Raw genomic sequence first — 11421 nt, 5'->3', positions numbered from 1 at the left:
GCTCGACCGTGCCCCGAGCCGCCCGCTCGCCGCCGCGCGCACCGGCCGCGGCCAGCTGACCAGCGGCGGTACGCAAACTTCGGGTCGCCGAGCCCAACGGCTCCGCCATACCGTCGACCAGGATGTTCCGTAGAGAAGTCACAATTGACTACCGTAATCGTCATGTCAGCTGAAATCCCCGAGCCGTCGCAGCGGCGGTACATTTCCGATCCGGCCCAATACTGGGGCGGCATCGAGGACGCCATCGCGCGCGCCGGTCTGGACGCCCCGGTGCTGGCGCTCGACTTGGGCGCACTGGAGCACAACATCACCGACCTGCGCCGCCGCGCGAGCGGCGTCCCGATCCGCGTCGCCAGCAAGTCAGTGCGTATCCGCTCGGTACTTGCCGATGTGCTGAGCCGGGAAGGATACGCCGGCGTGCTCGCATTCGACGTCGCCGAAGCGCGTTGGCTGGCCTCGTCGTCGTCGGTGTCCGATGTGCTGCTGGGCTATCCGTCCGCGCGCAGGCAGGCGATCGCCGAGCTGCTGTCCGACGAGATCGCACTCGAGCGGGTCACGCTACTGATCGACGATGTGGCGCAACTCGACCTCATCGACTCCGTTGCTGCGCCCGACCGCCGTCGGCCGCTGCGCGTCGCGATCGATTTGGATGCGTCGCTCCGGGCGCTCGGCGGGCTCCTGCACCTCGGGGTGCGCCGCTCCCCCGTTCACGGTCTCGATCAGATCCGCCAACTCGCCCAGCAGATCACCGACCGGGGCGGCTTCAATCTGGTGGGCGTGATGTCGTATGAGGCGCAGGTCGCCGGGGTCGGCAACGGCGCGCCGGGCAAGACTCTGATGAACACCGCCGTGCGGGCGATGCAGACCATTTCGATGACCGAACTGCGCCACCGGCGCGGCAAAGCCATCGCTGCGGTCCGCGAGTACGCCGACCTGGAGTTTGTGAACGCCGGCGGTACCGGATCCCTGGAAGAGACCGCCAAGGATGCGGCGGTCACTGACATCGCCGTCGGCAGCGGCCTGCTCGGTGGGCACTTGTTCGACACCTACCGGCATTTCCAGCCTGCCCCGGCACTCTCGTTCGGCCTCGACGTGGTCCGGCGGCCCAGCCCGGATTACGCCACGTGCCTGGGCGGCGGCTGGGTCGCCTCGGGGCCGCCCGGAGAGGATCGACTGCCCAAGCCGGTGTGGCCGGAAGGACTGCGGTACGTTCCGACCGAGTCTGCCGGGGAGGTCCAGACCCCGCTGCAGGGGGATGTGACAAACCTCCGTGTCGGAAGTCGGGTATGGTTCCGGCACACCAAGTCCGGGGAAGTCAGCGAACACGCCGACCGCGTCGCCCTGATCGCGCGCGATAGTTCCGGCGGTGCCGAGGTGGTCGACGTCGTCCCCACTTACCGAGGCGAAGGGAAGTGCTTCCTGTGACCACCTGGACCAACTGGGGTCGCACCGCGACGTGTCAGCCAACGCGCCTGATCGCCCCGAATACGCCCGATGAGCTCGCCGCCGACATCGCCGCGGCCGCCGCGCGCGGGGACACCGTGAAACCCGCCGGTGCGGGCCACAGCTTCTCGGAGATCGCCGTCGCCCCAGGCATCCAAGTGTCGATGGCCAACCTGGGCGGCCTGATCGACGTCGATCCGCAGCGCCGTCGGGTGACCCTCGGTGCCGGCACCCATTTGCACCAAATCCCCGCTCTGCTCGACCCGCACGGCCTGGCGATGGCCAACCTGGGCGACGTCGACAAGCAGACGATCTCCGGCGCCACCTCCACCGGCACCCATGGCACCGGTCTGCGGCTGGGCGGCATCAGCACGCAGATCGTCGGCGCCGAACTGGTCGACGGCCGCGGGGCGCGGCACAGTTTCGGCGAGGACTCCCCGGAACTGTCCGCCGTCGCGCTCGGGCTCGGCGCGCTGGGCGTCGTGACGCAGCTGACCCTGCAGTGCGTGGATGCGTTCGCCATGCGCGCACACGAAGCACCGGCGTCGGCCGACGAGGCGATCGACACTTTTCTGCAGCGCTGCGCCGACGAGGACCACTATGAGTTCTACTGGTTCCCGCACACAAACTGCGCGCTGACCAAGACCAACACCCGGCTGCCCGCCGATACCCCGGTCACTGGGCCGGGCAAGGTGCGCCGGTACATCGACGACGAGTTCCTCTCCAACGGCGTCTACCGCATGCTCTGCGCGCTGAGCGCCGCCGTGCCGAGCGTGGTGCCGAGTCTCAATCAGGTCTCCGGCCGGGTGCTGTCCGAGCGAACCTACACCGACCTCTCCCATCGGGTCTTCATCTCCAACCGGACCGTGCGTTTCCGGGAAATGGAGTACGCGCTGCCGCTTCCGGCGGTACCCGAGGCGCTGCGCGAATTGCGCGCAATGGTCGACCGGCGCCGACACCGGGTGAGCTTCCCGGTGGAGGTGCGCGCCGCGGCCGCCGACGACCTGATGTTGTCGACGGCCAGCGGGCGTGATTCCGGCTACATCGCAGTGCACAGCTACCACCGGGACGATCCACTCGCGACCGCACGCTATTTCCGCGACGCCGAGGACATCATGGTGGCGCACGGCGGCCGCCCGCACTGGGGCAAAATGCACACCCGCGACGCCGACTACTTTGCCGGGGTCTACCCGCGTTTCAGCGAGTTCCTCGCCCTGCGTGATCGTTTCGACCCCGACCGCACCTTCGCGAACCCGTACCTGAACCAGGTACTCGGCCACTAAACCAGCCGGGCCATCGGTCAGCGGCCGGTGAAAACGGGGGCGCGCTTCTCGGCGCGCGCGGCCCGGCCTTCGGCAAGGTCATCGCTGGTCCAGGCGGCCTCCATCGCCTCCACCCGACCGGGAGCTGGCTCATCGCGGGCCCCGTCACCGTTGAATACCAGCTTGTAGTGAGCCAGGGTGAGCGGGGCGAGGTCGGCGATCGTCGCAGCCCAATGCTGGGCATCGGCCAGATCGCCGATCCGGTTGGCGAAACCGAGGTCGTACGCACGGTCGGCGGTCAGCGTTTCGCAGGCCATCAGCATGCCGCGCGCGTGACCGGCGCCGACCAACGAGATCAGCCGCCGGATGGTCCACTCATCGACGGCCACCCCGATCTTGGCCGCCGGAATGCCCGCCCGCGCGCTGGGGTCCATGACGCGCAGATCGGCGACCATGGCCAGTTGCAAACCCGCGCCGAGCGCCGCGCCGTTAAGTGCGGCGATCACCGGTATCGGCACCGCCTCGATCTGCTTGAGCAGTGCCACCAGCTGGTCCAGGAAGGCTTGGTCGTAGACCGCGCCGGAGAGGTCGGCGCCGGCGCTGAACACCGGTCCGCGGCCGGTCAGGACGATCACCCGGCTCCCGGAATCGACGGCCTCGGCGAACGCCGCAGACAGTTGCTCCACCACCTCGTGGTTGAGCGCATTGCGTTTCTCCGGACGCACCAGTTCGATGGTGGTTACCGCCCCTGCCGTACTGCTCACGATCATGCGGGCAGCCTACCGAGCCTCGTTCCGCATCGTCACGCCAACCTGGCTGCCATCGGCAAGACTTGACAGTTTGTTGTGTTTTCACAACGCCCTTTTTGTGAGTCCAGTACGCCGTGCACCGAAGCTGCCCATCCACAACCGTGTCGGCGTCCTGCGCGCCGAACGCGGCGACAACTACTCGAGCCTTGATTTGGCCTTCCGTATCTGCGAGGTGTTCGGCCTGCCCGTCGAAGCAGTATTCGCGCGCGACCACTTCACCGCCATGTCCACCGAGTTGCAGGGCATACGCCGCCCCAAGCCCGCCGAAAGGACGTCCGATGCCTGATCCGAACCTGACTGTTCCAGTTGCCGCGACCTCCAACTGGCTGCTGCGCTACGGCCAGCGATGAATCCGCGCCGACGACCGCCGCGTCGCCAAGTGCCGCACACTCTTCCCTCGACTGCGGAACCAACGCGCCCGCCAGCGGACGGTGACGGGCACCTTCGCGGCGATGATCGTCGCGTGTGCCGTCGTAGTCGCCGGGTCGTCGCGCGTCTACCACCGTTCGGTATTGCGCACGGGTACGCGCATCGGGTGGTCCGAGGTGGGCCGGATGCTCGTGGGCCGCTAAGCCCCACGAGCAGGGCGGACTAGGCGCCGAGCAGGTCGATGATGAAGATCAGGGTCTTGCCGGACAGCCGGTGACCGCCGCCGGCCGGGCCGTAAGCGAGCTCCGGCGGGACGACGAGGCGGCGACGTCCGCCGACCTTCATGCCCGGGATGCCCTCCTGCCAACCCTGAATGAGCGCGCCCAACGGGAACTCGGCGGACTGGCCGCGATCCCACGACGAGTCGAACTCCTCGCCGGTGTCGTACTCGACGCCGACATAGTGGACGTCCACCATGCCACCGGGGACGGCTTCTGCGCCCTCCCCGATGATCACGTCGGCGATCTCCAATTCGGTGGGCGCCGGGCCCTCGGGGAACTCGACTTCAGGCTTACCGCTCATTGCTCAGCGATCCTCCATCGGGACGTAGTCCCGCTCGGTGTATCCGGTGTACAACTGACGCGGGCGGCCGATCTTGGTGGCCGGGTCCTCGTGCATCTCGCGCCAGTGGGCGATCCAGCCGGGGAGGCGACCGAGCGCGAACAGCACGGTGAACATACGGGTCGGGAAGCCCATCGCCCGGTAGATGACGCCGGTGTAGAAGTCGACGTTCGGGTAGAGTCGGCGTTCCACGAAGTAGTCGTCACTCAGCGCGACCTCTTCCAAGCCCTTAGCGATGTCCAGGAGCGGATCCTGCACGCCGAGTGCCTCGAGGATCTGGTCGGCAGTCTGCTTGACGATGGCCGCACGCGGATCGTAGTTCTTGTAGACGCGGTGCCCGAAGCCCATGAGCTTCACACCGTCTTCTTTGTCCTTCACCCGGCGCATGAAGTCCGCGGTATCGCCACCGCTCGCCTGGATCTCGACGAGCATCTCCAGGACCGCCTGGTTGGCGCCGCCGTGCAGCGGACCCCACAGCGCATTGATACCGGCCGACACCGACGTAAACAGGTTCGCCTGCGACGAGCCGACCAGCCGTACCGTCGACGTCGAGCAGTTCTGCTCGTGATCGGCGTGCAGGATGAACAGCATGTCCAGCGCCTTGGCGACGTCCGGGTTCACCTCGTACGGCTCCGCCGGGAAACCGAAGGTCATGCGCAGGAAGTTCTCCACCAGACCGAACGAGTTCTCCGGGTAGAGGAACGGCTGGCCGACCGACTTCTTGTACGCGTAGGCCGCGATGGTCGGCAGCTTGGCCAACAAGCGGATCGTGGACAGCTCGACCTGCTCGGGATCCTTCGGATCCAGCGAGTCCGGGTAGTACGCCGAGAGCGCATTAGTGGCCGACGAGACGACCGGCATCGGGTGCGCGTTGCGCGGGAAGCCATCGAAGAAGCGCTTGAGATCCTCGTGCAGCAGCGTATGCCTGCGGACCTTGTCGGTGAACACCTCAAGCTGCTCGGCGGTCGGGAGCTCACCGTAGATCAGCAGGTAGCTCACCTCGACGAACGTCGATTTCCCGGCGAGCTGGTCGATCGGGATACCGCGGTACCGGAGGATGCCCGCGTCACCGTCGATGTAGGTGATGTCGGACTTGGTGGCCGCCGTGTTGACGAAACCACCGTCAAAGGTCGTGAGGCCAGTCTTGGCCAGGAACGGCCCGAGTCCGACCGAGTCACTGCCATCGGTGGCCTTCAGGATCGGCAGGTCGATCGAACCTCCGGGATACGTGAACGTACCCTTGGCCTGATCTTCGGTCGTGGAATTGTCCGCGGACACACATACCCCTAACTCGCGGTCTGACCAGTTGCTGGGTTACAACCTAGCCGCCGGACGCAACTCCCGCCCAACTGAGGGTCACTCAGGATGGACAGGGGCGGCGGATGCCGCCCGTTCAGCCTACCCACAGCCGGTACTTTGATGTCATGCGAGAGCGATCTGCGGGCGACGACGCGGTGCTACTCGACTTCTCCGACGAGGCGCAGCCAGCGCTCAGCGCGGCTGGCGTCGCCCACGCTTTGCGGGTCGCGGCCGCCGACGGCCAGCTGTCGGCCAGTGATGTCGTGGCCACCGCCGAGTCGGTGCTCGTGCAGTCGGCGCCGGGCGCGGGCTTGGACCTCGCTGCGGTGCGGCGGGCGGTTCTCTCGTTGCCACCGGTCCGCGGACCTGCCGCAGCCGAGGAGATCGTGGAGATTCCGGTCGTCTACGACGGCGCCGATCTGGGTGACGTGGCCGGACTGACCGGAACCTCGCCGGGTGAGATCGTCGCCGCGCACAGCGCGATCTCGTGGCGGGTGCAGTTCATGGGGTTCGCCCCGGGCTTTGGCTACCTGGTGCCCGACGACGGACCGGCGCCGGCACGCGAGCTCTTCGCGGCGCTGGGCCGTCGGGAACAGTCCCGTCCAGCCGTCCCGCCGGGTTCGGTGGCCGTGGCCGCGGGCTATAGCGCGGTGTATCCCCGCACGAGTCCCGGCGGCTGGTTTCTGTTGGGGCACACCGACATCGCCCTGTGGGACGCGGCTGCTGAGCCGCCCGCACTGCTGTCGTCGGGGACCCTGGTGAGGTTCTCGTGCGCGGACTGACGGTGGTGCGCCCCGGCCCGCTGGCGAGCTTTCAAGACCTCGGCCGGCCCGGGTACGCGCATCTAGGCGTGCCCCGTTCAGGCGCGGCCGATCGGGGTGCCTTGCGCCAGGCGAATCGGCTCGTCGGCAACCCGGAATCGGCGACGGCTATTGAGGTGACGTTCGGCGGATTCGCCGCCCGCGCAACGGGTTTCATGGTTCTCACCGTGACCGGGCCGCTCACCACGGTGCTGATCGACGGGCGGGCGGTCGGCAGCCATGGAGTGATAGGTGCGGCCGACGGCGCGCTGATCGAAGTGCTCGCTCCCCCCGCCGGGCTGCGTAACTATCTGGCCGTCCGCGGCGGCTTCTGCGTCGAGCAGACGCTCGGATCGTCGTCCACCGATACCTTGTCCGGGCTGGGGCCGGAGCCGCTGCGGACGAGCGACGTCCTCCCCATCGGATCTGCGCAGTCCGCCTGGCCTCCCATTGATTTCGCACCGGGACCGCCAGCAGCTCAGCAGCCGCGCGAGCTGATCATCGGCCGCGGCCCCCGCTACGACGACCTCGCCGATCCCGCGGCACTCACCCGCACTCACTGGGCGGTGAACCCCGCCAGCAATCGAATCGGGGTCCGACTCGATGCCTCGCCGGACTGCCCCCGTCCTCGCCACCGCACGGGCCGAGCCCGGCCTTCCGAGGGTGTCCCGTTGGGTGCAGTGCAGGTGCCGCCGAGCGGTCAGCCGGTCCTGTTTCTGGCCGACCATCCAGTGACCGGCGGCTACCCGGTGGTCGCCGTGCTGACGGCCGCCTCGGTAGATGCGGCCGCCCAGCTCGCCCCCGGCGAGCCCGTCCGCCTCCTCCTCCGGTAATCAGACTCGGAACCGGGCACCGAGGGAAAATCGCCCTCGGTGGCCATCTCCTAGTCTGATTCCGGGACCGGGCGGCCGGTGCGCGTGACCCGGTAGCGCCAGAACAAGGGGAACGCCAGCGCGGCGAGCAGGGTGAGCAGCACGGTGAGCACACCGCCGCCGGCAAAGGTGACCGCAGTGCCAACCATGGCGGCCGACGCTCCGTGGGTCACGTCGGCGATGCGCGGGCCCCCGGCGACCACCACAATGAAGACACCCTGCAGCCGGCCGCGCACATCGTCGTTCGCGGCGGCCTGCAGCATGGTCTGCCGGAACGCCGCCGAGGCCATATCGGCCGCGCCGCCCACCACCAGCGCCGTGATCACGATCGGCAGCACCGGCAACGCGGTGCCGTGCGCAAAGAACAGGGCGCCGCCGGCGACGGCGATGGACAGACCCCACACTACGATCGCGATCACCACGGCCCGCCCCTGCCTGCGCACCCGCGACACCCAACCGGAGAAGACGCCGCCGAGCACCGCGCCCAACGGAATCGCGATGAACAGGAGCGCAAAGGCCGGGCCCCCGGTGGCCGGACCGCCGAAGCTCTCATGCGCGATCTGCGGGAACATCGCGCGCGGCATGCCGAAGATCATGGCGATCAGATCGACGACGAATGAGGCCAGCAGTACCGGGTGATGGCGCAGATAGGCCAGGCCGTCGAGCACGGATTTCAGTCCAGGAACCTTGCTCTGGTCCGACCCTTCAGGCACCAGGGACGGCAGCGCGATCACCGCCCACAGGGTGGCCAGCAGACTGATCGCGTCGACCGCGTACAGCCACGAGAATCCGATAAACGGGATCAGCGTGGCACCGACCAGCGGTCCGGCGATGGCCCCGGCCTGCATGACGGTCATGTTGAGCGAGTTCGCCGCGGGCAGCAGCTCATCGTCGACGATCCGCGGCAGCACTGCGGTGCGGGTCGGCTGGTTCACCGCGAAGAAGGCCTGCTGGACGGCAAACAAACACAGCAGCAGCCACACGTTGTTCCACGCCACGAAGGCCTGCGCCCAGAACAGCACGGCCGTGCCGATCAGGCCGAACGTGGTGACGATGAGGATTTTGCGCCGGTCGAAAACGTCAGCCAGCGAACCGCCCCACAGGCCGAAGACCACCAGCGGCACCAGGCCGAACAGTCCGGTAAGCCCGACATAGGCCGAACTGCCGGTGATCGCATAGATCTGCGCCGGAACAGCGACGACGGTCAGTTGCGCGCCGACGACCGTGACGATGTTGGCCCACCACAGCCGCGCGAAGTCAGGTACCGCGAGCGGGCGGGTGTCGGCGAAGAGCCGACGCATCTACGGTTGCAGGCGGCCGACGACCCAGCCGCCGTCGATCAGCTCGGCCACCACCCGATTGTGCAGTCGATCCGCGCGGCCCTGCCAGAACTCGACGCGCGAGGGCACCAGTCGGTAGCCGCCCCAATGCTCCGGCGGCGGTACCCGAACGCTGCCCTCGCCGCCGAACTCGGCACCGCCGAACTCATCGGCCACGGCGGCGGCGGCGGCTTCCAAGTCCGCGCGCGAGCCGATCGGCTGCGACTGCTGCGAGGCCCGGCCGGACAGCTGGGAACCGCGCGGCCGGTGATTCCAGTACGCGGCGGTCTCGGCCGGATCGACCTTCACCACCCGGCCGCGCACATGCACCTGCCGTTCCAGCGCGATCCACGGGAAGGTCACCGAGGCCACCGGGTTCGCGGCCAGGGCGCGGCCCTTGGCGGAGTCGTAACCGGTGTAGAACTCGACGCCGTCGGCCGTGGCGCCCTTACACAGCACGGTGCGGGTGGCCGGAATGCCATCGGCATCGACGGTGCCAAGCACCATGGCGTTCGGCTCCGGAATCTGCGCGGCGATGGCCTCGGCCAGCCAGGCCGCAAAGAGGGCGAGCCACGGCGGGTCGCCGGTCAGCCACGAGGGATCGAGATGCTCGGCGACGCCATCAGCACCGGCGGTGGAGGCCGCGCCGTAGCCGACACGCATGTTCTTCAAGTCAAGATCGTCCACGAGTTCATCGTAGGCGCGCGGGTTCACCGAGATCCCGCAGCCGACGCCGATCCCGGATGCGAGGCCGGTCACGTTGACATTCGGCCGTTTTTCCGCCACGCCGGGGCGGACGTAAACTTCACCCATGACCGAAACGCAGATCACCCTGCCCGCCGAATTCCTGCCCACCGACGGCCGTTTCGGCTGCGGTCCGTCGAAGGTCCGCGCCGAGCAGATCCAGGCCATCGTCGACGGCGGCGCCACCATCATGGGCACCAGCCATCGGCAGTCCGCGGTGAAGAATGTGGTCGGCGACATCCGATCCGGTCTGACCGACCTCTTCTCGCTCCCCGACGGCTACGAGGTGGTTCTCTCCAACGGCGGCACCACCGCATTCTGGGATGCCGCCGCCTTCGGCCTGGTCCGCAATCAGGTCCTGAACCTCACCTATGGCGAGTTCTCGTCGAAGTTTGCCTCGGTCACCAAGTCCGCGCCGTTCCTGACCGACCCGAAGGTAATCTCCACCGATCCGGGCACCGCCCCGGATCCGGCCGCCATCACTGCCGCCGACACCGAGGGCGTGGACGTGATCGGTTGGGCGCAGAACGAGACCTCGACGGGTGTGGCCGTGCCGGTGCTGCGGCCTGCGTCCGCCGGAGACGCCCTGGTCGCCATCGACGCCACCTCGGGTGCGGGCGGTCTGCCGGTCGATATCAGCGCGACCGACGTCTACTACTTCGCCCCGCAGAAAAGTTTCGCCTCCGACGGCGGCCTCTGGGTGGCCATCATGAGCCCGGCCGCGCTGGAGCGGGTCGCCGAAATCGGCGCATCGGGCCGCTGGTGCCCGGAGTTTTTGTCGCTGCCGACGGCGGTGGACAACAGCAGCAAGAACCAGACGTACAACACCCCGGCCGTCGCCTCGCTGATCCTGTTGGCCAACCAGATCGGGTGGATGAACGCCAACGGCGGACTCGACTGGTGCACGGCGCGCACCGCCGACTCCAGTTCTCGCCTGTACGACTGGGCCGAGGCCAGCGACTTCGCCACCCCGTTCGCCGCCCCCGAACACCGCAGCCAGGTGGTCGGCACCATCGACTTCACCGACGACGTCGACGCCGCTGCGGTAGCCAAGACACTGCGCGCCAACGGAATCCTCGACACCGAGCCGTACCGCAAGCTCGGCCGCAATCAGCTCCGCATCGGCATGTTCCCGGCCATCGAGCCCGCCGATGTCACCGCACTGACCGGTGCGATTGACTACATCGTCGAACGACTCTGACAGCGACTCCTCGTGTCCACCCGGCCGAACGCTCCTGTTCCGTTAGGGTTGGGCAAAGGCAGGGAGGACTCGAATGCGCGAACTCGAGGTGCTACGCGTCGAAGACGACGGCCAGTTTGTGGTCTGCATCGACCGCGCGAACGATGAGCACTTCCGCATTCGCGCGGACGATGACCTACGCGCCGCAGCCCGCAGCGACACCACCGAACTCGGTCAACTCCCGGTGGCCGGGGACGCCGCACTGCGGCCCCGCGAGATTCAGGCACGCATTCGGGCTGGCGCCTCGGTAGCCGAACTCGCCGAGATCGCCGGGGTGGCACCGTCGAAGATCGAACGCTACGCCCATCCGGTGCTGCTGGAACGGGCCCGCGCCGCCGAACTCGCCCGCGCCTCGCACCCGCTGACCATGGACGGCCCCAGCCTCGCCACCCTCGGCGAGTTGGTGGCCGAGTGCCTGGTGTTGCGCGGCGACGTTCCGGCCGATGCCCGATGGGATTCGTGGAAGGCCGAGACCGGCCAATGGATGATTCAGCTCTCATTCCATGAGGGCAGCACCGAGAACTTCGCGCACTGGCGGTTCCGTCCTGGCACCCACGGCGGCACCACCGATCCGGTCGACGAACTCGGCGTCGAACTCACCGATCCGGAGTTGGCGCGCGCCGCCCGCCGCTCCCGACTGGCC

At 68.2% G+C, this 11421-nt stretch carries 12 protein-coding genes; 7 read left to right on the top strand and 5 right to left on the bottom strand.

All coding sequences use genetic code 11. From position 1 onward, the window contains the following. Window positions 1-162: 162 nt before the first annotated feature. Window positions 163-1425 carry an alanine racemase gene (locus WAW85_RS04710; protein ID WP_422558489.1) on the top strand — a complete coding sequence of 421 codons (1263 nt, stop codon included), beginning with the start codon at window positions 163-165 and terminating at the stop codon, window positions 1423-1425. Further along, complete coding sequence (locus WAW85_RS04705) at window positions 1413-2726, top strand: D-arabinono-1,4-lactone oxidase (RefSeq protein ID WP_422558488.1); 1314 nt, start codon at window positions 1413-1415, stop codon at window positions 2724-2726. The genes WAW85_RS04710 and WAW85_RS04705 overlap by 13 nt, the downstream gene beginning before the upstream one ends. Window positions 2727-2743: 17 nt before the next feature. On the opposite strand, the gene WAW85_RS04700 is transcribed toward WAW85_RS04705, so the two are convergent. Then, window positions 2744-3475 (bottom strand): enoyl-CoA hydratase, encoded by a 732-nt coding sequence (locus WAW85_RS04700; RefSeq protein ID WP_422558487.1) that lies wholly within the window; start codon window positions 3473-3475, stop codon window positions 2744-2746. Between the two features lie 97 nt (window positions 3476-3572). Here WAW85_RS04700 and WAW85_RS04695 point away from each other — a divergent pair, with 97 nt between their 5' ends. Beyond that, window positions 3573-3800, top strand: a complete 228-nt coding sequence (locus WAW85_RS04695) for a transcriptional regulator (protein WP_422558486.1) — start codon at window positions 3573-3575, stop codon at window positions 3798-3800. A gap of 305 nt (window positions 3801-4105) precedes the next feature. Here the strand turns inward: WAW85_RS04695 and WAW85_RS04690 are convergent, their stop codons facing one another. After that, the gene (locus WAW85_RS04690; RefSeq protein ID WP_422558485.1) at window positions 4106-4465 is read right to left on the bottom strand and encodes an FKBP-type peptidyl-prolyl cis-trans isomerase; all 360 of its coding nucleotides are present in this window, start codon (window positions 4463-4465) and stop codon (window positions 4106-4108) included. Window positions 4466-4468: 3 nt separating this feature from the next. Beyond that, window positions 4469-5782: a citrate synthase gene (locus WAW85_RS04685; protein WP_422558484.1), complete on the bottom strand. Its 1314-nt coding sequence runs from the start codon at window positions 5780-5782 to the stop codon at window positions 4469-4471. A gap of 146 nt (window positions 5783-5928) precedes the next feature. Here WAW85_RS04685 and WAW85_RS04680 point away from each other — a divergent pair, with 146 nt between their 5' ends. Both WAW85_RS04680 and WAW85_RS04675 read left to right on the top strand, forming a co-directional pair. Next, complete coding sequence (locus tag WAW85_RS04680; protein ID WP_422558483.1) at window positions 5929-6585, top strand: 5-oxoprolinase subunit B family protein; 657 nt, start codon at window positions 5929-5931, stop codon at window positions 6583-6585. Continuing rightward, window positions 6573-7436, top strand: coding sequence for a biotin-dependent carboxyltransferase family protein (locus tag WAW85_RS04675; RefSeq protein WP_422558482.1), 864 nt, complete (start codon window positions 6573-6575; stop codon window positions 7434-7436). Before WAW85_RS04680 ends, WAW85_RS04675 begins: the two co-directional genes overlap by 13 nt. 50 nt (window positions 7437-7486) lie before the next feature. Here the strand turns inward: WAW85_RS04675 and WAW85_RS04670 are convergent, their stop codons facing one another. Continuing rightward, entirely contained in the window at window positions 7487-8776 is a 1290-nt protein-coding gene (locus tag WAW85_RS04670; RefSeq protein ID WP_422558481.1) for an MFS transporter, read from the bottom strand. Next, entirely contained in the window at window positions 8777-9457 is a 681-nt protein-coding gene (gene pdxH / locus WAW85_RS04665) for a pyridoxamine 5'-phosphate oxidase (RefSeq protein ID WP_422558490.1), read from the bottom strand. A gap of 148 nt (window positions 9458-9605) precedes the next feature. On the opposite strand from pdxH, the gene serC reads away from it, so the two are divergent. Together serC and sepH are read left to right on the top strand one after the other, a co-directional pair. Further along, window positions 9606-10739 (top strand): phosphoserine transaminase, encoded by a 1134-nt coding sequence (gene serC, locus WAW85_RS04660; protein ID WP_422558480.1) that lies wholly within the window; start codon window positions 9606-9608, stop codon window positions 10737-10739. Between the two features lie 73 nt (window positions 10740-10812). Then, window positions 10813-11421: septation protein SepH (gene sepH, locus WAW85_RS04655; protein ID WP_422558479.1), on the top strand; the 609-nt coding region annotated here is incomplete at its 3' end.

It is taken from the genome of Gordonia sp. (in: high G+C Gram-positive bacteria), assembly GCF_049299075.1.
Taxonomy (GTDB): Bacteria; Actinomycetota; Actinomycetes; order Mycobacteriales; family Mycobacteriaceae; genus Gordonia.
This window is presented reverse-complemented; position numbering and strand designations above follow the sequence as displayed.